Origin of the sequence: Mycobacterium sp. ITM-2016-00318 (assembly GCF_002968285.2) — a bacterium.
In the GTDB taxonomy this organism is placed as follows: domain Bacteria; phylum Actinomycetota; class Actinomycetes; order Mycobacteriales; family Mycobacteriaceae; genus Mycobacterium.
Genome location: NZ_CP134400.1, coordinates 1238407 through 1262908, shown reverse-complemented (window position 1 = coordinate 1262908; position 24502 = coordinate 1238407). Strand labels below are relative to the sequence as shown.

The following is a 24502-nucleotide window of genomic DNA, read 5'->3' as shown; positions in this document are numbered from 1 at the left end:
AATTCTTACTGAACAGCCAAGGTTCGGAGGCTTGCTCACTTCGCTCTTAGGCAGCGCCAGAGCAAATGCATTCGGGCCCCCTGCAATCATCGAGAAATGTTCCGCGTCATGTTTTTCTCGCCGCGGATCGCGCCCAACACCGGTAACGCGATCCGAATGGTCGCCGGGACGGGATGCGAACTGCATCTGGTCGAGCCTCTCGGCTTCGAGCTGTCCGAACCGAAGCTGCGTAGGGCCGGGCTCGACTACCACGATCTCGCCTCGGTGACCGTGCACCGGAATCTGGCGGCGGCGTGGGAGGCCATGGCGCCGACGCGCGTGCACGCGTTCACCGCGCACGCGACGGCGTCGTTCGCCGATGTCGGCTACGAACCCGGCGACGTGTTGATGTTCGGTCCCGAACCCACGGGCCTGGACGAGGCGACGCTGGCCGATCCGCACATCACGTCGCGGGTGCGGATTCCGATGCTGGAAGGCAGACGGTCACTGAACCTGTCCAACGCCGCAGCCGTCGCCGTCTACGAGGCGTGGCGCCAGCACGGGTTCACCGGCGCCGGGGGGCACCGCCCGCTGGCGGGGGACTGATCACCATGAATTCCAGTGGGTGAACTGCTCTGCGGGCAGACGCTTTGCCCGCTTGAAGTCGGTGCCCTTCGTGTAGGCGATCGGGAAGAGCCCGCCCTGCCGGTAGTTGTCGTACGGGATGCCGAGCACATCGGCCGCCAACTTCTCGCCCTTTCCGACCAGATGCAGTGTGGTCCATGCGGAGCCGAGACCGCGCGAGCGCAGCGCCAGCATGAAGCTCCAGACCGCGGGCAGCAATGAGCCCCAAAACCCGGCGCTGCCCGCTACCGCGTCGTCGGGGCTGCCCTCCAGGCACGGAATCAACATCACCGGCACCTCGTGGAAATGCTCGTTGAGATACTTTGCCGAACTCATCACGGCACCGATCTGGTCGTCACGCAGGTCGCCGCGCGTCGGCCGCTCCCGGTCGAGATAAGCCGTCGCGTTGTGCCGGTAGATGTCGGCGATCGCCTTCTTCTTGTCCGGCTCGTCGACGAACACCCACTGCCAGCCCTGGGAATTGGAGCCCGTCGGCGCCTGCAGCGCCAGGTCGAGGCACTCCATCAGCACCTCGCGGGGCACCGGCTTCTCCAGATCGAGCCGCTTGCGTACCGAGCGCGTGGTCGTCAGAACGTCATCGACGGACAGGTTGAGTGTCATGCCGCGAGACTACATTCGCTTTCATGGCAGTCGAATTCACGCAGGAAGTGTCCAACGTCGATACGATCGGATCCTCATCGGCACGAGCCCTGCGAGGTCACCATGACGATCGAAGCGCACGACCCGCATCATCAGCCCGAAGCGGACCTTCAGGACAAGGGGCTCTCGCACAACGCCGTCGGCCTGCTCGGCGGCACGGTACTCGGTATTTCGTCGGTGGCTCCCGCCTACGCGCTGACGGCGACGATCGGCATTCTGGTGGCCGAGGCGGAGTCGAAGATGCCAGTGGTGATCATCGCCGGATTCCTGCCGATGTTCTTCGCCGCCTACGCCTACCGCGAGTTCAACAAGGTGGCGCCGGACTGCGGGACGTCGTTCACATGGACCACAAAGGCATTCGGGCCCTACATCGGATGGCTCGGCGGTTGGGCCGCCGTGCTCGCCACCGTCATCGTGCTGTCGAACCTCGCAGGCGTGGCCGTTCAGTTCTTCTATCAGTTCATCGGTGATCTGATCGGCAGCGAGTCCGTCGCCACACTGTGGGAGAACCGCGGCATCAACGTGGTCACCTGTGTTGTCTTCCTGTCCATCGCGACCGCGGTCGCCTACCGCGGGATCACCACGACCGAACGCGTGCAGTTCGTGCTCGTCGGCTTCCAGATGGTCGTTCTGCTGCTGTTCGCCGTGGTCGCGCTGACGAAATCGGGGTCTTCGGAGACCGGCATGGCGTTCAGCCTCGACTGGTTCAGCCCAGCGGGCCTGACGATGTCGGCGTTCATCGCAGGCCTCTCGGGATCGATATTCGCGTTCTGGGGCTGGGATACCGCGCTGACCGTCAACGAGGAGTCCCGCGACGCGGACAAGACTCCCGGCCGCGCCGCGCTGCTGTGCGTGGTGTCGATCCTGTGCACCTATCTGCTCGTGGCCGTGGCAACCCAGATGTATGCAGGCGTCGGGGCCGAAGGACTCGGCTTGGCCAACGAAGAGATCTCCGACAACGTCTTCGGCGCGCTCGCGGAGCCTGTGCTGGGTAGTCCGCTCGACACGTTCCTGTTCCTCGCCGTGGTCGCATCCAGTGCCGCGAGCCTGATCACGACGTTCCTGCCGACGTCGCGGACCATGTTGGCAATGGGGGTCTACAAGGCCTTCCCGAAGAAGTTCGCGACCATCCATCCCCGGCATCTGACGCCGTCGTATGCGACGGTCGCCGCGGGTGTCGGTGCGGCGCTGTTCTACTCGATACTCACCTTCCTCAGCGAGAGCGTGCTCACCGACACGATCTACTCGCTCGGCATCATGATTTGCTTCTACTACGGCCTGACCGCGTTCGCCTGCATCTGGTTTTTCCGCCGCGAATTGTTCTCGAGTGCAGCAAATTTCGTGTTCAAACTGCTGTTCCCGTTGCTGGGCGGTCTCGGCCTGCTCGGCGTCTTCATCGTCACGCTCCGCGACAGTGCGTCGCCCGACTACGGCAGCGGCGCGAGCATCGGCGGCGTTGGCCTGGTGTTGATCCTCGGGCTCGGGCTGATCGTGGTCGGCGTGGTCTTCATGCTGCTGATGCGCGCCAGGCAACCCGAGTTCTTCAGGGGTGAGACCTTGCGCAAGGACACGCCCGTCGTCGTGGTCGACGAACCGTAGCTTCTACCGGAAATCGCGGCTGCGGGATGCGATCCGCATGTCGAGCTTGCTGAGTCGGTCGGCGACGACCGTCACTGCGCCGGTGGCGTTTTGGACCTGTCCGCGGACCACCATCGCCGACGCCGTCTGCGCCAGCTTGCGATGACGTGCCCACACCCCGCGCGAACACACCACGTTCACCATGCCGGTCTCGTCCTCGATGTTGAGGAACGTCACGCCCTGCGCCGTCGCGGGCCGCTGCCGATGGGTCACCGCCCCGGCGACAAGCACCCTGGTGCCGTCGGGAACCGAAAGCAGCCGATCCGCGGTGATGACACCAAGCGCGTCGAGATCTGCCCGAAGGAACTGGGTGGGATAACTGTCGGGCGACACTCCGGTCGCCCACACATCCGAGGCCGCCAGTTCCACCTCCGACATCCCCGGCAGCGCCGGAACGTGCGACGACGCGCCGACGCCTGGCAGCCGGTCCGATCTCTGGGTGGCGGCCGCGCCCGCAGCCCACAGCCCTTCTCTCCGGGTGATCCCGAAACAACCCAGCGCCCCAGCCGTCGCAAGCGCTTCGGTCTGCGGGACCGACAGCTGCACCCGGCCGGTGAGATCAAGCAGAGAACCGAACGGCCCGTCGGCATTTCGTTCGTCGACGATCTGCTCGGCGAGTTCGTCACCGATATGGCGGACGCTGCCGATGCCGAGCCGCACCTCGGAGCCCACGTTCTCCAGCGTCGCGTGCGCGAGGCTGGCGTTGACATCCGGTCCGTGCACGCTGACCCCGTGCCGACGGGCATCGGCGACCAGCGTCTGCGGCGAGTAGAACCCCATCGGCTGCGCCCGCAGCAGCGCCGCGCAGAACGCGGCGGGATGGTGCAGCTTGAACCACGACGAATAGAAGACCAACGAGGCGAACGACAGCGAATGGCTCTCCGGGAAACCGAAGTTCGCGAACGCCTCCAGCTTCTCGTAGATCCGGTCGGCCACGTCGCCGGTGATGCCGTGCCGGTTGCGCATCCCGTCGTAGAACCGGCCGCGCAGCCTGCGCATCCGCTCTGTTGACCGTTTGGACCCCATCGCGCGGCGCAACTGGTCGGCCTCCGCGGCGGTGAAGCCTGCGCAGTCGACGGCCAGCTGCATGAGCTGCTCCTGAAAAAGCGGAACACCGAGGGTTTTCCGAAGCGCCGGCTCCATCGAGGGATGGTCGTAGACCACCGGTTCGGTGCCGTTTCGCCTGCCGATGTAGGGGTGCACCGAGTTGCCTTGGATCGGTCCGGGACGGATCAACGCCACCTCGACGACCAGATCGTAGAACACCCGCGGCTTCAGTCGCGGCAGCGTGGCCATCTGCGCACGCGACTCCACCTGGAACACGCCGACGGAATCGGCGCGCTGCAGCATCTCGTACACCGCTGGCTCAGAGAGGTCGAGCTTGGCCAGGTCGACGTCGATGCCCTTGTGCTCGGCCACCAGGTCGATGCAGTAGTGCAGGGCGGACAGCATGCCGAGGCCGAGCATGTCGAACTTCACCAAACCGATTGCCGCGCAGTCGTCTTTGTCCCACTGCAGCACGCTGCGGTTCTCCATCCGCGCCCATTCCACCGGGCAGACGTCGGCGATCGGCCGGTCGCAGATCACCATGCCGCCGGAGTGGATTCCCATGTGCCGCGGCAGGTTGGAAATCTGGGTGGCCAGGTCGATCACCGGTTCGGGAACACCCTCGACGTGGGTCGCTTCGGTGAGATTGCCCCACTGGCCGATCTGCTTGCTCCACGCGTCCTGCTGGCCTTGCGAGAACCCGAGCGCACGAGCCATATCGCGCACCGCGCTGCGACCGCGGTAGGTGATGACGTTGGCGACCTGGGCGGCGTAGTCGCGACCGTAGCGGTCGTAGACGTACTGGATGGCCTTCTCCCGCAGATCCGACTCGATGTCGATGTCGATATCGGGCGGCCCGTCCCTCGCCGGAGACAGGAACCGTTCGAACAGCAATTCGTTGGCGACCGGGTCGACGTTGGTGACGCCGAGTGCGTAGCAGACCGCCGAGTTGGCTGCCGATCCCCTGCCCTGGGCCAGGATGCCGTTGTTTTTGCAGAACCGGGTGATGTCGTGCACCACCAGGAAGTAGCCCGGAAAGCTCAGCTGTTCAATGATTCTCAGCTCATGCTCGATCTGGGCGTATGCCCGGTGCGCCCGCTCCGGCGGCCCGTACCGGTTCCTGGCGCCCGTCATGACCAGATGCCGAAGCCAGCTGTTCTCGGTGTGCCCCTCGGGTACGTCGAACGGCGGCAGCTGCGGGGCGATCAGCGCCAACTCGAAGGCGCACTGCTCGCCGAGATCTGCCGCCGCGGTCACCACCTCGGGCGAGTGCGCGAATAGCCGTGCCATCTCCTCCCCCGACCGCAGATGCGAACCACCGAGCGGCGCGAGGTGGCCCGCCGCCTCGTCGATCGAGTTGCGGGCCCGGATCGCCCCCATGGCCATCGCCAGCCTGCCGCGCGACGGCTCGGCGAAGTGGGCGGCGGTGGTGGCGACGACGCCGACAACGAACCGCGCTGCCAGCTGTGCGAGCGCGGCATTGCGCTCGTCGTCGAGCGGATGCCCGTGATGGGTGAGTTCGATGCTGACCCGGTCGCGTCCGAACCGGTCCACCAGATCGGCAAGTGCCTTCTCCGCGGCATCCGGACCGCCGTCGGTAAGCGCTTGACGGACATGGCCTTTGCGGCACCCGGTGAGGATGTGCCAGTGTCCGCCGGCTGCCTCGGTGAGCGCGTCGTAGTCATAGCGCAGGATGCCCTTCTCGCCGCCGGCCAGATGGGCGGTCGCCAGTTGGCGCGACAGCCGTCGATACCCTTCGGGACCGCGGGCGAGCACCAGCAGATGCGGTCCGCGGGGATTGGGCTCCTCGGTGCGGTCGCCGCCGCCGAGGGACAGTTCGGCACCGAACACCGTCCGGATGCCGAGTTCCTTGGCGGCTTCTGCGAAGCGGACCACGCCGTAGAGCCCGTCGTGATCGGTCAGCGCGACGGCGCGCAGATCGAGCCGGGCGGCCTCCTCGACGAGTTCCTCCGGCGTGCTTGCACCGTCGAGGAAGCTGTACGCCGAATGCGCGTGCAGCTCCGCATACGGAACCGCGGAGGACGGCCGCTGCATGTCCAGCGGTTGGTAGCTCCCCCGCTTGCGGGACCAGGCGGGGCTGTCGCCGCCGTTGCCGATCTGATCGTCGATGGGCCAGCCGGCGCGGCGCGGCTTACTGTGGAGCACCCGCTCCATCTCGGTCCAGCTCGGCGGCCCGGTATGCCAACCCATCCCACCAGCGTACTCGAACAGGTGTTCGATATCGAGTCAGCCCTCGAGTTGGTCTCGCGGCACGACCATCATCGGCACGTCGAGGACGCGCAGCATCTTGGCCGCCGTCGAGCCGAGAAACAGCCGCTTGGGCGCGCTGAGCCGGCTCGACCCGACCATGATCAGGTCGCCGTCGCGCCAGTCGAGCTTGCTGACCGCATCCTCGACCGTCGGCCCGTCGACGATCGTCGACGTCACCGGAATCGCCTCGGACAGCGCTTCTTTGGCGGCTTCCAACGTCTGCTGCGCATGCGCCAGCGCCCGCTCGCGCACGGCATCGGGGTCACCGCGCAGCTGACCGAACGTCGGATCGAGGGCGACGAGCGAGGCCAGTCGTAACGGTGTGCCCGCCGCCTTGCTGAAACGAACCGCGGTGCGCAGCAACAGGTCTGCACCCTCACGCTCGCCGATCGCGCACGTCACCTCGCGAACCCGTTCGACGTCGGAGTGGCGGGTGCCTCGCGGCGCGACCGCGACAGGAACCGGAGACGAGTGCAGGAGCTCGTTGACGACCGATCCCAGCGACAACGGCCCCGCCAGCCCGCCTCCCGCGCCGCCCGCCACGATGGCGTCGGCCTCGAGCCGGGCGATCTCATTGATCAGGCCGTCGGCGAACGACTCGGCGAAACTCACGTGGCTGCGCGCGACGACGTCGCTTGGCACGGCAGCCTCGTCGAGCCACTTCTGCGCCTGCTCGCTGAGTAGGGCGTCGAAGTCGCCGACCGAAAGGCGGGCGACGCCGCCGCGGTCGGCAGGCAGAACGATGCACAACTCCAACTCGGCGCCCAGCGTCCGGGCCAACCGAACGCCGAGAGCCACCGCGTCCGCCCCACCGGGTGTGGCCAGGTATCCCACGACCAGCTTCATGATGGACATCCTCTACCACCGGCGCCTGCTCAGTCGGTGTATTCGGCGACGCCGTCCTCGAGCACCAACCGCGCATCCGATCCGTCCCGGCCCGCCGCCTCGGTGCGGAACACCGCACGGCCCCCCTCGGTACGCCAGATCGAGGTCGTCAGCGTCTCCCCGGGAAACACCGGTGACGTGAAGCGCGATGCGATCGCGGTGACCTTCGTCGCGTCACCGCCGCCGAGCTCACCGACGAGCGCCCGTCCGGCGACCCCGTAGGTGCACAGCCCGTGCAGGATGGGCTTCGGGAACCCAGCGAGTTCGCGTGCGAACCACGGGTCGCTGTGGAGCGGGTTGCGGTCGCCGGACAGCCGGTAGATCAGCGCCTGGTCTTCGCGGGTCGGCAGCGCGATCTTCGCATCGGGTTCGCGGTCGGGAATCTCGGGTGCCACGGGGCGCTGGCCCGGTTGTCCGCCGAAGCCGCCCTCGCCACGGATGACCGCGGTCGACATCGTCTCCGCGACGACCTTCCCGGTGTCCGGGTCGGTGCCGGTCGCCTTCAGCATGACGACGGCGTTCTTGCCCTCACCCTTGTCCTGGATGTCGGCGACCTCGCCGACAACGCTCAGCTTCCCGGCGGCGGGCAGCGGTTCGAACAGCCGGATCTGCTGGGATCCGTGCAGCAGCATCGCGAAGTTGAACGAGCCGATTTTGCCTGCCGCCGCGAAGCCGGTGCATGCGATCACGGCATACGTAGGCAGCACCTGCTGCGGGATGTCGTGGCTGTTCTCCGTGGTGAACGCAAGATCATCGAGGCCGGCGCCGACGCCGAGCGCGTACAGCATCGTGTCCCGATCGGTCCACTCGAAGATGTGCGGCTCCGTTTTCGCGCCTATCGCGTTGGGGTCGATCGGCATTGACACTCCCTTCGGGTCGACTCGGACGATATCCGTCCGGGTCGCGCAAGGATTGAGCGGCCTTTTTTTGGCTATCGGTACATGGTGATTCAGGCGCTGACGGCAACGCAACAACACGATCCTCTGCAATGGATGCGTTATTACTGGGAGCAACAGAGCGAGGAGGATCCCACGGGTTTCCTGGCGATGACGTCGGTGCTGCGGCTGCACCATCTGATGACCACTTCGATCGACGGTTGTCTTCGCAGCGAGGTCAACCTCAGCGTCACCGACTACCAGATTCTTAAAGCGCTGCAGCTCAGCGAGACCGGCACACGGCTGCTGAGCAGGCTGGCGTGGCATCTGATGGTGCACCCGACCACGGTCACGCTGAGTGTCGAGCGGTTGGAGGCCAAGCAACTGGTCAAGCGGGTCTCTCACCCCAGGGACCGGCGGGCCAGGGTGGTGACGGTCACCGAGGAGGGTCGGAAGGTGGCCGACAGGGCCACCGAGGCCCTCGCCCGTGTCGATTTCGGACTTCCCGGACTGCCCGCCTCACAGGCCCGTTCCTTGACCGCCGCCATCGCGCGGGTCCGCGCTTCCGCCGGCGATCGCGACCGGTCATACGAGTCCGCGCCGACCGGCCTGGACTGACCGACGCGTCACAATGCGTTGACGTTTGCCGGGCTGCGGACGAGCATGACCGGATGCGCTATGTCGTTACCGGCGGTACCGGGTTTATTGGCCGCCGTGCCGTGTCGCGAATTCTGGATCGTGCACCCGATTCCGAGGTATGGGTGCTGGTCCGCAGAGAGTCCCTGACGAGGTTCGAGAAACTGGCGTCGCGGGGCGACGCACCGTGGGGTGATCGGGCGAAGCCGCTCGTGGGCGACCTCACCGCGGACGGACTGGCCCTCTCCGATGAGACTCTGGCCGAGCTCGGATCCGTCGATCACGTGGTGCACTGCGCCGCGATCTACGACATCACCGTCTCCGAGGCCGTCCAGCGGGCCGCCAACGTAGAGGGCACGAGGGCCGTGATCGCGCTCGCGTGCAGGCTCAACGCGACCCTGCATCATGTGTCGTCGATCGCGGTGGCGGGCACACACCGCGGCGAGTACACCGAAAAGGATTTCGACATCGGCCAGGATCTGCCGACGCCGTATCACCAGGCCAAGTTCGAGGCCGAGATGCTGGTGCGGTCGGAGCCCGGGCTGCGCTACCGCGTGTACCGGCCCGCCGTGGTGGTGGGTGATTCGCGCTCCGGCGAGATGGACAAGGTCGACGGCCCGTACTACTTCTTCCCCATTCTGCGGAGGCTGGCGGTGCTGCCGTCGTTCACCCCGATCATGCTGCCCGATATCGGACGCTCCAACATCGTGCCCGTCGACTATGTGGTCGACGCCCTCACCGAACTGATGCACGTACCTGAGCGCGACGGTCAGACGTTCCACCTCACCGCACCCGAGAGCATCGGCCTACGCGGCATCTACCGGGGCATCGCGAAGGCGGCGGGACTGCCACCGCTGCGGGGCTCGCTGCCACGTGGCGCGGCCACCCCGATCCTCCGTGCGACCGGTCGCGCTAAGGTGCTACGCAACATGGCCGTCACGCAGCTGGGCATCCCGGCCGAGATTCTCGACGTCGTCGACCTGATGCCGACCTTCACCGCCGACAACACTGGGGAAGCGTTGCAAGGCAGCGGGATAGCGGTCCCGCAGTTCTCGTCCTACGCACCTAAGCTGTGGCGGTACTGGGCTGAGAACCTCGACTCCGATCGAGCACGCAGGGACGACCCGGCGGGGCCGCTGGTGGGCAAGCACGTCATCATCACCGGCGCATCCAGCGGGATCGGCCGGGCGTCGGCGGTCGCGGTTGCCGAACGCGGCGCGACGATCTTCGCGTTGGCCCGCAACGCCGAGGCGCTCGACGATCTGGTCGCCGAGATCCACGAAATGGGTGGTCGCGCATATGCCTTCACGTGTGATGTGACCGACTCGGCGTCCGTCGAACACACCGTCAAGGACATCCTCGGCCGCTTCGGGCACGTGGACTACCTCGTCAACAACGCTGGGCGCTCGATCCGCCGATCGATCTCAGCCTCCACCGACCGGCTCCACGACTACGAGCGTGTGATGGCGGTCAACTACTTCGGCTCGGTCCGCATGGTGCTCGCACTGCTGCCGCACTGGCGCGAACGCCGCTTCGGCCACGTGGTGAACGTGTCCAGCGCAGGCGTTCAGGCCAGCAGTCCCAAGTACAGCGCCTACATCCCGACCAAGGCCGCGCTCGATGCGTTCGCAGAAGTGGTTGGCACGGAAACGCTTTCGGACCATATTACGTTCACAAACATTCACATGCCGCTGGTCAAGACGCCGATGATCGCGCCGTCCCGCAGGCTCAATCCGATGCCCCCGATCACCACGGAACACGCGGCGGCGATGGTGGTGCGCGGCCTCGTCGAGAAGCCCGCACGGATCGACACTCCGATCGGCACGCTCGCCGATGTCGGCATGTACTTCACGCCGAAGCTGTCGCGACGAGTTCTGCACCAGATCTACCTGGGCTATCCGGACTCGGCGGCAGCGCGCGGCCTCGATGCGGACGAAGCCCCGCGCACGCCGCCGCGGCGGCCGCGTCGGCCGAGCCGGGCGGTGGCGAACGTGCGGGTGCCGAGCCCGATCAAGCGCGCGGTCCGGTCGGTGCCCGGGGTGCACTGGTAGTGCCGCAGCCCGTCTTCGCAGACGTCGACACGGGTGTGGACGACGCGATGGCGTTGGCCTATCTGTTCGGAAGTGCCGACGCCGAGCTGGTGGGTATCGCCTCGACCGCGGGAAACGTTCCGGTACAACAGGTCTGCGAGAACAACCTCGGTCTGCTCGAGTTGTGCCGGGTAGACGGTGTCCCGGTGTCAAAGGGAGCCGAGCAGCCCCTGAGCACGCCGCTTCGCACCGCCGAGGACACGCACGGCCCGCAAGGGCTGGGCTATGCCACCCTGCCTTCCACGCAACGCCGGCTCGCGGAGTACGACGCAGCGCAGGCGTGGATCGGGGCCGCGCAGGCCTATCCCGGCGAGCTGATCGCGGTGGCGACCGGCCCGCTGACCAATCTGGCGCTCGCGCTCCGGCAGGAGCCCGCGTTGCCGACACTGCTGCGGCGGCTGGTCATCATGGGCGGCGCGTTCGAATACCGCGGAAATACGACGCCCGTCGCCGAATGGAACATCAGCGTCGATCCCGAGTCCGCGCATGAGGTGTTCAACGTCTGGTCGGCCGCATGGGGACTCGATCGGCCGCAACACCTGCCGATCGTGCTGGGGCTGAACCTCACGGAGAACATCGCGATGACACCGGCACTTCTGGGTCGGTTGGCCACGGAGGCGAAATCCTCATCCGCACCGATGAGTGTGCTCGACGAGCGCGGCACCCGATCGGCCGCGGCGAACCCGTTGATCCGGGTGCTCGAAGATGCGATGCGGTTCTACTTCGAGTTCCACTTCGACCAGGACGAGGGCTTTCTCGCGCATCTGCACGATCCGCTGGCCGCCGCCGTCGCGCTGGACCCGGAATTGGTGCGGACGAGGCCTGCCACCGTCGACGTCGAGTTGACCGGCACGCTGACGCGCGGCATGACCATTGCCGACTGGTCGGGGCGCTGGGGCCGGGAGCCCAACGCGCTCATCGGCGTTGACGTCGACCCCGGCGCCTTCTTCGAGCGATTCATCTCCCGCGTCGGCCAGTTCGCTCGAACTCTGGCTTAGCCGCACGCCTGGCGAATGATCGCCGCAACAGCGCGGGGGCTGTGACATGTAGACGGCACGGCTGGCGGCCACCTCGACCGTGGTTGCGCCGGCCCGTTGCGCCATCGCAAGCTGGGCAGACGGGGGGATCATGCGGTCCTCGGATGCGAGCAGATACCAGCTTGGTTTATCGAGCCATGCGGGCACGTCGACCGACTCAGCCATGGCGTTGACGCCCCACGGCACCTGTACGTCGGCCAAGATGCGTTGATGGCACGTCGCACGACTTCGGCGTCATCGTGCAGCGACAGGGTGGGATTCTCCACGACCGCAACGGGATAACCGTCGCCGAAAGCCGCCTACCTCTCGACGCTATCGATTCTGCAAGTCCGGCGGCTGAAAAGGAGACTAGAAAGGTGGGTCATCGCGAAGCGGCGGCGGTTGGGGCGGTGGCTGCCAATCCGGTGGTAGCTCTTCGGGTTCGAACGGATCGTTGATCCAGGCACAGAACGGGCTGGTGCTTGATCTTCCTTTGAGGAGGAACAGCATCTTGCGCATGTGGTTGCGGTGCTTGCGGTAACCGATCTCTCGACGGCGCGCCTGCTGAAGGCGGCGATGAGCCTCGTTGATCGGCCGCTGGATGCGATTCCGCTGACGAATGCGGGCGATCCGGGCTGCTCGATCGCGGGATCGGTTGCGGCGACTTGGCTTCGGCTCCTGACAGGCGGTGGATGTCGCCATGTCGGGAAACAGGTCCACGCCGCCGGGCGCGGTGCGATACACCTCACCGGTTGGCGACGTCCAGATCACCGTGCCGTCGCGAAGTTGCTCATCGCGCCAGCCGTCGACGAAGGTCTTGTCCCGATGGTGTTCACGGCAGAGGCACTTGAGGTTCCACGGAACCGTCGGACCGCCGTTTCGCGGGTCGGCGCGGTTGAACGGAATGGTGTGGTCCACATCGCAGATCACCGCCGCACGATCGCACCCGGGAAAGCGGCATGTCAGATCGCGCATCCGCACCCACCGTTCCACCGCGGCGGTGGGCTGGTAACGCAGCGCTTCAGCGTCGCTGACGGCGGGTTCCTCGAGTGTCCGCAGGTGCGCCTTCTCGGCGAGTGAACGGACCTGCTCGGCGTCGATCACGCCGTAGCCCTCGATGTAGCCGGGCGCGTCGCCGCCGCCGAGAACCGTCTCCGCTCCGGCAATGACGTTGACCATGATCCTCCTTGCGGGCGCAGGTTCGTCCGAACGGTTGGGGCAGTCGTCGGCGCCGCACAGGCAGACAAGCGCGCGCCGTTCAGCCATCGCCTCCATGGCATCGGCGCGCCGCTGATCACGGGTACGTGGGTCGGCACGGCACACGCCGTCGGCCAGCTCGGCGAGCCGCTTGTCGAATGCCATCCCGGCTTCCGCGGCGAGGACGCCCTCCACTTTGGCGGTGCCGTCACTCTGCGGGGTCACGCCGACGTGGCGCTTGTCCTCCCGGCGCAGACGTTCGAGGATCGCGTCGGGATCCATCGTGCGCACCGTGGCGTCGACGGCGTTGATGATCCGTTTGCGTGACCAGCAGCGCCACTTCGCTATCCGGTTGGCCAACTGCTTGTCTAGGCGCCCGATCACGCTGTCGCTGACGAACTCGGTGCGGGTGATGATCAGCTTCACCGTGCGCCAGTCGGTATCACCCATCGCGAGCACCGCCGCCACCTTCGGCAGCCGCTCCGCAAGCGTGTGGGCGTGGGAGACCACGAAGCAGGCCGCGGAGGCAGACAGATTCATCGCCGCGGCAACCTCGGCGGTGGTGCGCTGAAAGCCCGTCACAATCATGTATCCCGGATCGGGATCCTCGTCATGGATCTCGGCGGTCCGCTGAGCCAACAGTTCGGCCACCGCCGCCATCCGCTGCGCCATCACCATCGATTCCTGGCGTTGCGAATCGGCGATCGCCACCACCAACTCGGTCGGCGCGAGATTATCGAACATAGGTTCGAACCTACCCGGTGGGCCCGACAAACACCCTCGCGCAGCGCCACCTGCGGCTGAATGTCGGCACCGACGTGGGAGACGCCAGATGCGAACTCTGTGGCAGCGACATGAACCGGCATCGGGTCCGCCGTCGAATCCGGCCGAGATCGCCGATCGGTCAGTGCACCGCCGTGCACTGGAGGCGCGGGCCGGACGAGCCGCTGTTCGACAGGACCTGGAAGCTGCCCGACATCGAAAAGGTTCACTCGTAGATACCCTCCAGGTACCACCGCCGCTGTCGGAAACACAGCAGCAGTGCCTGTTCAGGATCTCCATCGATCAGTACTTGCGCCCGCGCGGTGCGTCCAGCCTTGCGGTCCTGGTCGGGGTCCCACCACCGCTCGTCGACCGGCCACGGCCCCGCCCACCAGGACAACGCACCCTCCCTGCCGGGTGCGACAAGCCGCGCCGGAGCAGCGGTGAACAATCCCCTGCTGGTTACCCGCACTGAATTGCCGTCGCCGTCGAGCACCTCGACCGGGTCGTCCAGCAGCACGGTCGGCGATGGTTCGGGCAGTTGGCCCGGCCACGGCTGACCGGGATCGGCCCTCGGCACCGGCTCGTCACCCAACGGCGTCAACGTGATTCGCTCGGCGGGCCCACGGCCTCCGCTGAGCACCGGCACCTGCACAGCCTCCGGTCCGAGCAGACCCTGAACCCGAACCAGCGCACGACGGGCGCGTAGCCGGTCTTCTTCACCGACGCCACCCCACAGCGGCAGCTGCAACGCCTCGGCCGAGACCACTTCCACCGGCTTCAGCCGCAGCACGGTGATCGGTGCCGTTGGCCTGTCGTTCGGATTGCGCCGGTTCAGCCAACCGTCCAGCTGCCAGCGCACCCTGTCCGCGGTGGCGTCCTCGGTCAGCGGCTCCGCGCAACGCCAAACCCGGTTCAGCTCTTGCCCGTTGGCGGTCACCGCGTGGATGGCAAGCCGTGTGCAGCCGACGCCGGCCGCCTCGAGGCTGCGGTGCAGATCTCCCGCCAGTGACCGGCCTGCGAACGCAGCGGCATCCACCCGGTCGATCGGCGGGTCGCAGTCCATCACGGCGTCGAGCTCCTGCGGCGGTTCGCGACCCGACGGCCCTCGGCCCGGCTCGGCACGGGCGAATCGATGCGCGGCCACCGCATCCGCTCCGAACCGGGACGCCACATCGGCGCGGGACAGTGCGGCGAACTGCCCGATGTTGCGGATACCCATGCGCCACAACAGATCCGCGAGGTCCTCACGGCCTCGTGCAGCCAGGCCCGGTTCGGTGGCCAGCTGCCTGATGGACAGTGCCGACAGGAACACCGCATCCTTGCCGGGCTCGATGATCCGTCCTGCGCGTGCGGCGAACACCGCGGTGGCCAGTCGATCGGCGATACCCACCTGGCATTCGGCGCCTGCGGAGGCCACCGCGTCGACCAACCGCTCGGCGGCGGCCTGCTCGGAGCCGAAGTAGCGCGCCGCCCCGCGCACCGGCAACACCAGCAGTCCCGGTCGCAGCACCTCGGCGCGCGGAACCAGATCGTCCACCGCTGTCGTCACGTTCTCGAAGTGACGGGCATCGCGCGCCGGGTCGGCGGTCACGACATGCAACTGCGGGCATCTGGCCTGGGCCTCGCGCCGGCGCAGACCGCGGCGCACCCCGACCGCACGGGCCGACGCCGAGCAAGCGATGACCCGATTGGCCAGCGTGACCGCGACAGGGGACGTCGGGGACAGTTCCGCCGCGGCGGCCGCGGCGACCGCAGGCCAATCCATGCACCAGATGGCCAGTACCCGCGATGCGCTCATTCGCCTACCGCGTGCACCGACCTAAAGGTCCGCCCTCGTGCCCGCATGGCCAGCCGCACGCGGCTGATCCGGCCGCATCCCGACAGCGGCCTGCCGTCGCCTCCGCCGGTCACTTCGTAGCCGCTGACCCTGGCCTCCAACCGGGTCGATGCGCCCTGCAGGTCGCCACCGGTGACCAACAGCGTGCACCCCTTCTGTCGCGCGCGGGCGATCACCGCACGCGCCCTGGTCGCAGGCACCGAACGGCCGTTGAGACCGAGCAGCACCAGATCCATGCCGTCCATCAGCACCGCCGCGACTTCAACGGGATCCGCACCCGGGTCAGGGATGACAGCGAGCCGGCTCAGATCCGCTCCCATCTCGACGGCGGCGAGTAGGCCGATGTCGGGCTGACCGACGATGGCCGCGTGCCCACCTGCAGCCGTCACCGCCGCCACCATGCTCAGCGGCATTGATCGGGCCCCCGACAGCACCGCCACTGTTCCCTTCGGCAACGTGGTCGGAAGGGCTTCAGTCAGAGATTCTGGGAGCGGCAGCAAACTTTTCGACTCGGGTAGCACCTCGTTCGACGGCACCTGGCCGCGTCGACCGGGACCGACCTTGCCGGAGATCGCCGCCATCTTGCGACGCAGGTGTTCTACCTGTTCAGCGCGGTCAACCCGATGCCGATCCAGGCTCATCGCAGCGGTCACAGCAGTACCTTCCGCCTCATCCGAATCACACGGCGTTCGAAAATATGTTCGATACCCCGAGTAAACACCCGCCCACCGACACCGTCAAGCGTCGGCAGCGCTGTGAAAGATCCCCTCCCCCCTTCGCCTGCCGCTTAAAACCTGGGAAACATTCGCTTATCGGATAAGGTTTCCAACGACGAATCGCACTGACGCGATTCATTCGCCCGTCGGGGGACAGATAGGACAATCCATGACGACACGTCGTACGACTCGTCGCCTTCCGGCCATCGCCGGAGCCGCGGCCATCATCGCCCTTGTCGGGCTTTCCGCCGCGTGCGCGAAGGAAGAGGAGAAGGCTCCCGAGACTTCGACAACGACCACCACCACAACGACCACGACCACACCGCCTCCCGAGCCGACCGAGAAGGCCCCGCGCCTTGATCCCGGTGGCCCGAACCCCTTCTCACCCGGCGTGACGGCACCGGCGGCGCCGACGGCCGTTCCCGGCGACAACTAGCACACCGCGGTGCCCGGTTGGCGAACAAGCGCCGGGCACCGACTGCTGGCGTTGATCGCAGCGGCGGGGGTGCTGGTGCTTGCGTCGGATCTGCGGATCACGCAGGGGCACGACACACCTGCGCCGATCGGCGGTCCGTTTGCGCTGTTGCTCGGTGCTTCAACGGATCTCGGCCCCTCACACCGCGATGACGCTCAGCTGACCGTTGCCCTGCGCGATACCGCACCACCCGATCGGCTGGTGGGCTGGGCGCGCACCCAAGGTCTGTTCGTGCGATGGCGGCCAGGCCACGACTGGGCCGTCGTCGAAGGAAACGCTCAACGGGTCGGCACAGCCTTCGGTGTCGAGGTACACGACTACCGCGGTCAGCGCGGTCAGCTGTTCTATGCATCTCCGCAGCAGCCGTCGGTGCCCCAGGAACTGCGTCCGGAGGTTGTCGAGCTCGGCAGGATCCTGAGCTACACGCCGCATCACACGTCCAAGCCACCGATGCTGCCGACGGACGTGCCGGACCAGGGATTGCAGCCGAGCGCGCTGCGCAACGCCTACAACGTCAGCAAGCTTGCCGCCCAAGGCTTTACCGGCAAAGGCCAGACCATCGTGATCTTCGCGTTCGACGGTTACGACCAGGCCGACCTTGACGGCTTCTCGTCGCTGTACGGACTGCCGAAGTTCACTCCGACCGTGGTAGGTGGCCAACCGGCCGCACCGCGCGGCGAGACGACGATGGATCTCGAGGTCGCGCACGCCGTCGCACCCGACGCGCGCAAGGTCGTCGTCAACGCCAGGCCGACGGTCGAAGGCGACGGCGCCTTCGAGAAAATCGCACAGATGCTGGAATCGGCCGACCAACAGTTTCCCGGCGCGGTGTGGAGCTTCTCGATCGGCTGGGGCTGCGACAAGCTGATCACCGCCGCCGATCTGGCACCGGTCCGGTCCGCGATCGCGGTCGCACATGCCAACGGCACAACATCTTTCAACGCCAGCGGCGACCTTGCGGGCCTGGAGTGCAAGGGCGGCCAGGACTGGTCGTCACCCCCGAGCGACGCCGATATCGGCTTGGACTCGGTCGCATCCCTGCCCGAGATGACCAACGTCGGCGGAACCACGCTGTCCACCGACGCTGCCGGGCTGTGGCAGTCCGAACAGGCGTGGTTCGACGTGCCGCTGTCGCTGGGCAGCGGCGGCGGGGCGTCCTCGCTGTTCGACCGGCCGGACTGGCAGCGGTCGGTGTTGCCGGACCAGGAACCCGGGCGCAGGCTCACCCCCGACGTCTCCGCGGTGGCCGACCAGTTCACCGGGGTCAAGATCGTGTTCAACGGCAAGCAGTTGGTCGGGGGCGGCACGTCGCAGTCGGCACCGATCTGGGCGGGCCTGGCCGCGGTGATGAACCAGTGGCTCGCCGCGAACGGCGGACGACAGCTCGGCGACCTGAATCCGTTGTTGTACAAGGTCGCCGAAGGCTCCCGGCTACCCGGCTTCCGCGATGTCACCCTCGGCGGGAACGCGGTGGCCGATGCGACGCCGGGCTATGACATGGTGACCGGCCTCGGCACCCCTGACATCGACAACCTCGTCAGGAACATTGTCGTCCTGCAGAAGCTGACGGCATGAGCGCACCGACCGAAGAGTCACCGGACACGATGGAGTGCCGGGTCTGTCAAACCGACGTCCCGGCAGGCGAATTCTGCGGTCTCTGCGGTGACCATCTGGTGGAGCGCCGCGGAAACGGGCCGTCCTGGCTGCGACCGCGCGCCTACGGCGCCGCCCCTGGTGAACACCTGCTGATGCCGTCGTTGGCCAGTTCGCTGTTCCCGCACCTACCGGACCGATCCCGCACGGCGTTCCGGATCGTCCTCGGCCTTGTGCTTCTCGGGTTGGTGACGTTCGCGACGCTACGAATGCCCGCGGCGTTGATCACCGTCGCAGCGTTGGGATTACCGCTGTTGTTCATTCTGTACATGCGCGAAACCGACGCCCACCGCGATCTGCCACTGGGATCTCTGCTCCTCACCGCAGCATTGGGCATCGCGCTCGGGATCGGCTGGGTGCTGTTGACCGGGGCCGTGGTGGCTCGCTCGTACGGTGTCCCCCTCGGCGTGGGAATCACAGGCGGCAGAATCCTCCGCGAAGGGCTCGCCATCCCGGTCGGGGGGATGCTCCTTATGCTCGTTTCGGTGCTGGTCGTGCGCCTGACAGGGCCATCGACTCGGGAATCCTTGGACGGCTTCATGATCGGCGCACTCGGCGCGCTTGCCTTCACAGCCGCCGCCACCATCACCCGGTTGGCGCCGCAGTTCGCCACGGGAATGATCGCCCGCAGCAGGCCCGTCTCGTCGCTCATCGTCGAGGCGGGTATCCGAGGCATCGCGGTTCCCCTGACTGCGACGGCGGTGGGGGGCCTGATCGGTGCGGCGCTGTGGTTCACCAGGCCGCCGTCGAAGGCGCACCAACATCCCGGGTACGTTCGCGCCGCGCTGGCCGGATTCGCCGCGGCCGTCGTCGGGGTGTACGCCCTGCTCGGACTCGTCGACGTCACGCACATACCGCAATGGCTGCAGTTGGTGATCCATCTGACGGTCGCACTCATGGCACTTCTGATGCTGCGCATCGGACTTCATCTCGCACTGCTGCACGAGGCACATGACGAGATCTATTCCGACGAGCCGGTGCTGTGTCCGCACTGTCATCATGTGATCCCCGATATGGCGTTCTGTCCGGCCTGCGGCGTCGCCACAAGAGCCGCATCCCGGACTTCACGAAGGGAGCGCCGCGCGGTGCGGCCGACGAGTCGCGATCCCGACGAGCCGACAACTGACGCCACACATCCCGGCTATTCCGTGATGAAAGGGACATACGACGCCACGCCCGTGCGGCGGACGTCGCGTGCGCGCCTTCTGCGGAACTGGGGCCTCGCCATCCTTGTGGTCGCATTCGCCCTCGTCGGGCTGTCGGTGGTCATTCACAAGCCGCCTGCCCGCTATGTGTGTCCGCCCGACTGCGGGCATCCGCCGACCGGTGAGCCCGTCGCGGTCAATCCGCGCTTCACCGCGCCCGACGGTACGTTCTCCGTCTCCTATCCCGCCCCGAGCCAGGCCTATCGGATCACCATAAGCCCGACCGGGGTGCGCGCCGATTTCCTCGGCGGCGACGGCGGCACCATGCAGTTGATGAGTCGCCCCGCCAACGGTCGAACCCCCGAACAGATCGTCAACGACCTTGTACGCGAAACCTTTCCAGATACCAAGACCGCATACGAGATCCCCAACGCAATGGTGGGCTACGTGCCGGGGTACGGCCTGGTTGCCGACTGCTGGCCGCAGGGCGCCAACAGCAACTACATGCGGATGCGGGTGATTGCCATGGTCGCGGTGAAGAACGACCTTGCGCTGATCGCCGCGGCCGTTGGTCCGTTCCGGCAATTCGGACCTGACTTCGGGTTGGGCAAGCCGTCAGGAGCGAACCTGCAGCTAGCGCTGGATATGGGCAAGTACGTCAACAGCTTCAGTTGGCGGGGCGATCCCCCGCGCTAACACCTGCAAATGTTGACATTGACAAATGTCATCATTTGCTGTTGTACTCGGGCATGGCCGAAACACGACGTGGTGTGCGCGGCTCGGTTCAATCGCGCGCCGCAGCGGCATTGAGCAAGCGGACGATTCGCCCCCTCACCGCAGTCATGCCGATCGAACGAGCCTGGGGGCTCTGGCTGGCACGCCAACTCCTGGCGCGGCTGATGGACGCATGCGGGCCCTCACTGTCGGGCACCGATGTCGAGCATGTGGACACCACGCTTTCCGACGGTCGCAGGCTCGTCGGCGAATGGGTTGTCGCACAGGGCGTTCGCAGGGGCGACGCCGCCATCTACTACATCCATGGCAGCGGATACGCGCTGTGCTCACCGCGCACCCACCGACGGCTGACCTCATGGCTGTCGAAATCGACCGGGCTGCCGGTATTCGTCGTCGACTACCGGCTCGCGCCGCGGCACCGATTCCCGACCGCCGCCGACGACGTACGAACCGGCTGGGACTGGCTGCTGCAGCAGGGCTTCGCACCCGAGCGCATGGTGATCGCCGGCGACTCCGCCGGTGGCCACCTGGCCGTGGGCCTGGCCTTGCACCACGACGTGCCACACCCCGCGGGGATGGCCCTGCTTTCGCCGCTTTTCGACATGACGTTCGGCCTCGCGCGTGCCCGTGAAGCGTTGCGCCGCGACCCGGTGGTGCGTGTTCGCGACGCCGAGCGGCTTGTCGGGTTGTACTGCCTGGGCACCGATCTGGGTCATCCGCGGCTCACTCTCGACGTAGCGGGGGGACGATGCTTGCCGCGCACCCTCATCCACGCCGGCGGCGCGGAATTTCTCTCCGCCGACGCCCGAGCGCTCGCAGCCGACATTCGCGCGGCGGGCGGCGACTGCGAGCTTCAGGTCTGGCCCGACCAACTCCACGTCTTCCAAGCACTACCCCGGATCTCGCCCGAAGCGGGACCCGCCATGAGGAAGGTGGCGCACTTCATCACGGAGTCGCTCGGCGACACCGTCATCGATCGACAGGCGGGATAGGGTCATGGGCCTCTTCGGATCGTCGGCCAAGCGCAGCCGCGACGCAGCTGCCGTCATCACCGGCGCAGGAAGCGGCATCGGCGAAGCGTTCGCCACCGAGCTCGCCAGAAGAGGCGGCAGGGTGGTGTGCAGCGACATCGACGAAACAGCCGCGCGCGCAACGGCCGACGCGATCGTCGCCGCCGGCGGTGAGGCGCTGGCGACGAGGTGCGACGTCGCCCAACTCGACGAGGTCGTGCAACTGGCCAAGATCGCGCAGGACTGGTTCGGCGGGCCGCCGACCGTCGTGATCAACAACGCGGGCGTCGGTGCGGGCGGTACGGCGATCGGCGAGACCGATATCGACGACTGGCACTGGCTTCTCGGCATCAACCTGTGGGGCCCGATCCACGGTTGTCACGTCTTCGCGCCGATCCTTCGCGAAGCCGGCTACGGCGGCATCATCAACGTCGCGTCCGCAGCGGCTTTCGGCGCGGCGCCGGGGATGGCGGCCTACAACGTGAGCAAGGCAGGCGTGTTGTCATTGTCCGAGACGCTGGCCGCCGAACTCTCGGGCACCGGTGTGCGCGTCACGGTGCTGTGCCCCACGTTCGTCAAGACCAACATCGTCGACTCGGGCCGAATCACCGACAAGTCGACACAGATGGCGGACCGGCTGATGCGCTGGACGGGCTTCCCACCGGGGCGGGTAGCGCGTACCTGCCTGGACACCCTCGACCGCGGCGGCCTGTACTGCATGCCGCAGCCCGATGCCCGGATCAGCTGGGGCATCAAGCGTTTCACCCCGACGGTTTACACCCGCGCCGCCGGACTCACCACACGTATCACGACACCTTGAGGAGGATCAATGGCGATCGACATGGACGTGATGCTGGCGAAGATCAAGGACCGTCAGTGGGCGCTTGCCGACATCGACTGGGACGCACCAGGCGCCGAGATGATCAGCGACGAACAGCGGCCGCAGCTCAAGGCATTCATGGCCGACCTGTGCTGGATCGAGAACATCGGCGCGCGAGGTTTCGCCGCACTGGCGAGGAAGGCGCCGACGCCGACCATCGCCGAGATCTACCGCTACTTCCACGCCGAGGAACAACGGCACGCCAACGCCGAGCTTGCGCTGATGAAGCGCTGGGGCATGCTCGAAGACGGCGAAGTGCCGGAGCCGAACGTGAACATCCGGCTGGCCATCGAGTGGCTGGACCGTTGGGCCGACGACATGCCACTGTCGCTGCTCGGAACGGTGATCCCGATGCTGGAGGTCGCGCTGGACGGGGCGCTGCTCAAATTCCTGCTCGACGAAGTGCATGATCCGGTGTGCCACCGGGTCTTCGAGAAGATCAACAACGACGAGTCACGGCACCTGGTCGTCGACTTCGAGGTGCTCGACATGATCGGACACGCGAAGATCCGTCGGATGCTGATCGACTTCATCGGCCACAACGCAACCCCTGGCGTCATCGTCGGCCTGATCACGGGTGCCCCGCTTATCAACCGGATCCGCAACGAGATCGTCGAGATGGGGATGGAACCCGAGCGGCTCTACAGGGCGGTGAAGCGGTTCAAGGAGCTCGGCGATCGCGGCGAATCGACGTGGCGGGTGCCGACGTACCAGCTGCTGCGTCGATACGCCGGGGTGGTGACCAACCCCCGTCATCCGTACCACCTACTGGCCAACTCGATGATCTGGCTCTCCGACCAGTATCCGAAGGCGCTGCTGCCGTCGGTACCGACGTGGGTCAAAGAGGTCACCCATGAGCCGGCGGCCTGACGTGAGCCAGCGCGTTCACGACACGCTGATCGTCGGCAGCGGCTTCACCGGGATCGGCACCGCGATCAAGCTCGCGCAGGCAGGCGTCGACGACTTCGTCATCGTCGAGCGGGAAGATCGCGTGGGCGGAACATGGCGGGACAACACGTATCCCGGTGCGGCGTGCGACATCCCGTCGCTGCTGTACTCCTTCTCGTTCGCGCAGAACCCGGACTGGTCGCGCGCATACTCCCCTGCCGGCGAGATCTGCGCACACATCGAGGATTTGGTCGACGCATTCGACCTGCGCAGGCGCATCCAGTTCGGCGTCGAGGTCAACGGGCTGCACTTCGACGAAGCCGAAGGCGCCTGGACGGTCGAGACGACGGGTCGGACGACCTACACGGCGCGCACGGTGGCGTTGGCCTCCGGATCGCTGCCCGACCATAAGCTGCCCGACATCCGCGGTGTCGACACCTACGAGGGCACCGTGATTCACAGCGCGCGCTGGGATCACGACTACGACTTCGCGGGTAAGCGGGTCGCGGTCATCGGTACCGGCGCCAGCGCGGTGCAGATCATCCCCGAACTCGTCGAGAAGGCCGACTTCGTCAAGGTCTTTCAACGCACGCCGGGCTGGGTGCTGCCCCGAATGGACCTGCCCATCCCCGCCGCCGCACAGGGACTGTTCGCGAAAGTCCCTGCCACACAGCAGCTTGCCCGTCAGGTGTTGTACTGGGGTCACGAGGTCAGCGCGACCGCGCTGGTGTGGGACAGCCCGCTGACCGGCCTGGTGGCCCGGGTCGGCAGGGCGCACCTGCGACGTCAGGTCAAGGACCCGTGGCTGCGCCGCCAGCTCACGCCGAACTTCACCCCCGGCTGCAAGCGCATGCTCGTCTCCAGCGACTACTACCCCGCCCTGCAACGCGACAACTGCAAGCTGATCGACTGGCCGATCGCGACGATCAGCCCGGTCGGCATCCGCACCAGCGACGGCATCGAACACCACCTCGACTGCATCGTGTTCGCGACCGGGTACGACGTCCATCTCACAGGACCGCCGTACCCGGTCACCGGAATCGGTGGACGCTCGTTGCGCGACGAGTGGGCCGACGGCGCGCAGGCCTACAAGAGCATCAACGCACACGGCTACCCGAACCTGTTCTTCATGACCGGACCGAACTCCGGGCCTGGCCACAACTCGCTTCTGGTCTATGTGGAGGGGCAGATCGACTACGCCGTGCGGGGTATCACCACGATCCTGCGGGACGGCCTGCGCTATCTCGACGTCCGAGAGGACGTGCAGCGCAGTTACAACAAGAGCCTGCAGAAGAGGCTGACCAAGACGACATGGATGTCGGGCTGCAGTAGCTGGTATCTGACCAAGGAAGGCTTCAACGCCTCGATGTACCCGGGCTTCGCCACGCAGTATCTTCGTCAGATGGGGGATTTCCGGTTCGCCGACTATCAGGCGGTGGCGCGCGTCGCCGCCGCACCAGCGGTCACGTCGTCGGCTTGA

At 66.7% G+C, this 24502-nt stretch carries 19 protein-coding genes; 12 read left to right on the top strand and 7 right to left on the bottom strand.

Annotated features, from left to right (window positions below):
• The first annotated feature begins 96 nt into the window (after positions 1 to 96).
• Positions 97 to 585 carry a tRNA (cytidine(34)-2'-O)-methyltransferase gene (locus C6A82_RS06140; RefSeq protein ID WP_105346750.1) on the top strand — a complete coding sequence of 163 codons (489 nt, stop codon included), beginning with the start codon at positions 97 to 99 and terminating at the stop codon, positions 583 to 585.
• Here C6A82_RS06140 and C6A82_RS06135 read toward each other — a convergent pair whose 3' ends face one another.
• Complete coding sequence (locus C6A82_RS06135) at positions 586 to 1224, bottom strand: nitroreductase family protein (RefSeq protein WP_105346748.1); 639 nt, start codon at positions 1222 to 1224, stop codon at positions 586 to 588. It lies immediately after the preceding gene.
• A gap of 102 nt (positions 1225 to 1326) precedes the next feature.
• Between C6A82_RS06135 and C6A82_RS06130 the strand changes: the two genes are divergently transcribed.
• A complete protein-coding gene (locus tag C6A82_RS06130) occupies positions 1327 to 2862 on the top strand; it encodes an APC family permease (protein ID WP_105346747.1) in 1536 nt (511 codons plus the stop codon).
• A 3-nt stretch (positions 2863 to 2865) separates the two neighbouring features.
• On the opposite strand, the gene C6A82_RS06125 is transcribed toward C6A82_RS06130, so the two are convergent.
• The 3 genes from C6A82_RS06125 to C6A82_RS06115 are packed head-to-tail and all read right to left on the bottom strand — an operon-like array spanning position 2866 to position 7964.
• Positions 2866 to 6159 carry an error-prone DNA polymerase gene (locus C6A82_RS06125; protein WP_311101713.1) on the bottom strand — a complete coding sequence of 1098 codons (3294 nt, stop codon included), beginning with the start codon at positions 6157 to 6159 and terminating at the stop codon, positions 2866 to 2868.
• 36 nt (positions 6160 to 6195) lie between these two features.
• The gene (locus C6A82_RS06120; RefSeq protein WP_311101712.1) at positions 6196 to 7065 is read right to left on the bottom strand and encodes a universal stress protein; all 870 of its coding nucleotides are present in this window, start codon (positions 7063 to 7065) and stop codon (positions 6196 to 6198) included.
• Positions 7066 to 7094: 29 nt separating this feature from the next.
• Positions 7095 to 7964 carry a MaoC/PaaZ C-terminal domain-containing protein gene (locus C6A82_RS06115; RefSeq protein ID WP_105344137.1) on the bottom strand — a complete coding sequence of 290 codons (870 nt, stop codon included), beginning with the start codon at positions 7962 to 7964 and terminating at the stop codon, positions 7095 to 7097.
• Positions 7965 to 8096: 132 nt separating this feature from the next.
• Here C6A82_RS06115 and C6A82_RS06110 point away from each other — a divergent pair, with 132 nt between their 5' ends.
• The 3 genes from C6A82_RS06110 to C6A82_RS06100 are packed head-to-tail and all read left to right on the top strand — an operon-like array spanning position 8097 to position 11703.
• Entirely contained in the window at positions 8097 to 8597 is a 501-nt protein-coding gene (locus C6A82_RS06110; protein WP_233216870.1) for a MarR family winged helix-turn-helix transcriptional regulator, read from the top strand.
• Between the two features lie 53 nt (positions 8598 to 8650).
• The gene (locus C6A82_RS06105) at positions 8651 to 10666 is read left to right on the top strand and encodes an SDR family oxidoreductase (protein WP_105344133.1); all 2016 of its coding nucleotides are present in this window, start codon (positions 8651 to 8653) and stop codon (positions 10664 to 10666) included.
• Positions 10666 to 11703, top strand: coding sequence for a nucleoside hydrolase (locus tag C6A82_RS06100; protein WP_105344131.1), 1038 nt, complete (start codon positions 10666 to 10668; stop codon positions 11701 to 11703). Before C6A82_RS06105 ends, C6A82_RS06100 begins: the two co-directional genes overlap by 1 nt.
• A gap of 387 nt (positions 11704 to 12090) precedes the next feature.
• Here C6A82_RS06100 and C6A82_RS06095 read toward each other — a convergent pair whose 3' ends face one another.
• The 3 genes from C6A82_RS06095 to C6A82_RS06085 all read right to left on the bottom strand — a co-directional run bounded on the left by C6A82_RS06095 (position 12091) and on the right by C6A82_RS06085 (position 16173).
• On the bottom strand, positions 12091 to 13662 hold the full coding sequence (locus C6A82_RS06095; RefSeq protein WP_105344129.1) for an HNH endonuclease signature motif containing protein: 1572 nt from the start codon (positions 13660 to 13662) through the stop codon (positions 12091 to 12093).
• A gap of 244 nt (positions 13663 to 13906) precedes the next feature.
• The gene (locus C6A82_RS06090) at positions 13907 to 15481 is read right to left on the bottom strand and encodes a DNA polymerase Y family protein (protein WP_105344125.1); all 1575 of its coding nucleotides are present in this window, start codon (positions 15479 to 15481) and stop codon (positions 13907 to 13909) included.
• Entirely contained in the window at positions 15478 to 16173 is a 696-nt protein-coding gene (locus C6A82_RS06085) for a hypothetical protein (protein WP_396836784.1), read from the bottom strand. Before C6A82_RS06085 ends, C6A82_RS06090 begins: the two co-directional genes overlap by 4 nt.
• A 232-nt stretch (positions 16174 to 16405) precedes the next feature.
• Between C6A82_RS06085 and C6A82_RS06080 the strand changes: the two genes are divergently transcribed.
• Genes C6A82_RS06080 through C6A82_RS06050 form a run of 7 tightly spaced genes read left to right on the top strand, consistent with a single transcriptional unit; the run spans position 16406 to position 24502 of the window.
• Positions 16406 to 16672 carry a hypothetical protein gene (locus C6A82_RS06080; RefSeq protein ID WP_105344121.1) on the top strand — a complete coding sequence of 89 codons (267 nt, stop codon included), beginning with the start codon at positions 16406 to 16408 and terminating at the stop codon, positions 16670 to 16672.
• 9 nt (positions 16673 to 16681) lie between these two features.
• A complete protein-coding gene (locus tag C6A82_RS06075; protein ID WP_105344120.1) occupies positions 16682 to 18286 on the top strand; it encodes a protease pro-enzyme activation domain-containing protein in 1605 nt (534 codons plus the stop codon).
• A complete protein-coding gene (locus tag C6A82_RS06070; protein ID WP_311101711.1) occupies positions 18283 to 20205 on the top strand; it encodes a zinc ribbon domain-containing protein in 1923 nt (640 codons plus the stop codon). The genes C6A82_RS06075 and C6A82_RS06070 overlap by 4 nt, the downstream gene beginning before the upstream one ends.
• A 53-nt stretch (positions 20206 to 20258) precedes the next feature.
• On the top strand, positions 20259 to 21236 hold the full coding sequence (locus tag C6A82_RS06065; protein WP_105342017.1) for an alpha/beta hydrolase: 978 nt from the start codon (positions 20259 to 20261) through the stop codon (positions 21234 to 21236).
• A 4-nt stretch (positions 21237 to 21240) separates the two neighbouring features.
• The gene (locus C6A82_RS06060; RefSeq protein WP_105342019.1) at positions 21241 to 22074 is read left to right on the top strand and encodes an SDR family oxidoreductase; all 834 of its coding nucleotides are present in this window, start codon (positions 21241 to 21243) and stop codon (positions 22072 to 22074) included.
• A 9-nt stretch (positions 22075 to 22083) separates the two neighbouring features.
• Positions 22084 to 23004, top strand: a complete 921-nt coding sequence (locus tag C6A82_RS06055) for a reductase (protein WP_105342021.1) — start codon at positions 22084 to 22086, stop codon at positions 23002 to 23004.
• The gene (locus C6A82_RS06050; protein ID WP_105342023.1) at positions 22988 to 24502 is read left to right on the top strand and encodes an NAD(P)/FAD-dependent oxidoreductase; all 1515 of its coding nucleotides are present in this window, start codon (positions 22988 to 22990) and stop codon (positions 24500 to 24502) included. Before C6A82_RS06055 ends, C6A82_RS06050 begins: the two co-directional genes overlap by 17 nt.

Coding starts and splice junctions, on each gene's coding strand:
- C6A82_RS06140 (WP_105346750.1), top strand. CDS start 97: ATGTTCCGCGTCATGTTTTTCTCGCCGCGGATCGCGCCCAACACCGGT.
- C6A82_RS06135 (WP_105346748.1), bottom strand. CDS start 1,224: ATGACACTCAACCTGTCCGTCGATGACGTTCTGACGACCACGCGCTCG.
- C6A82_RS06130 (WP_105346747.1), top strand. CDS start 1,327: ATGACGATCGAAGCGCACGACCCGCATCATCAGCCCGAAGCGGACCTT.
- C6A82_RS06125 (WP_311101713.1), bottom strand. CDS start 6,159: ATGGGTTGGCATACCGGGCCGCCGAGCTGGACCGAGATGGAGCGGGTG.
- C6A82_RS06120 (WP_311101712.1), bottom strand. CDS start 7,065: ATGAAGCTGGTCGTGGGATACCTGGCCACACCCGGTGGGGCGGACGCG.
- C6A82_RS06115 (WP_105344137.1), bottom strand. CDS start 7,964: ATGCCGATCGACCCCAACGCGATAGGCGCGAAAACGGAGCCGCACATC.
- C6A82_RS06110 (WP_233216870.1), top strand. CDS start 8,097: ATGCGTTATTACTGGGAGCAACAGAGCGAGGAGGATCCCACGGGTTTC.
- C6A82_RS06105 (WP_105344133.1), top strand. CDS start 8,651: ATGCGCTATGTCGTTACCGGCGGTACCGGGTTTATTGGCCGCCGTGCC.
- C6A82_RS06095 (WP_105344129.1), bottom strand. CDS start 13,662: ATGTTCGATAATCTCGCGCCGACCGAGTTGGTGGTGGCGATCGCCGAT.
- C6A82_RS06090 (WP_105344125.1), bottom strand. CDS start 15,481: ATGAGCGCATCGCGGGTACTGGCCATCTGGTGCATGGATTGGCCTGCG.
- C6A82_RS06080 (WP_105344121.1), top strand. CDS start 16,406: ATGACGACACGTCGTACGACTCGTCGCCTTCCGGCCATCGCCGGAGCC.
- C6A82_RS06070 (WP_311101711.1), top strand. CDS start 18,283: ATGAGCGCACCGACCGAAGAGTCACCGGACACGATGGAGTGCCGGGTC.
- C6A82_RS06065 (WP_105342017.1), top strand. CDS start 20,259: ATGGCCGAAACACGACGTGGTGTGCGCGGCTCGGTTCAATCGCGCGCC.
- C6A82_RS06060 (WP_105342019.1), top strand. CDS start 21,241: ATGGGCCTCTTCGGATCGTCGGCCAAGCGCAGCCGCGACGCAGCTGCC.
- C6A82_RS06055 (WP_105342021.1), top strand. CDS start 22,084: ATGGCGATCGACATGGACGTGATGCTGGCGAAGATCAAGGACCGTCAG.
- C6A82_RS06050 (WP_105342023.1), top strand. CDS start 22,988: ATGAGCCGGCGGCCTGACGTGAGCCAGCGCGTTCACGACACGCTGATC.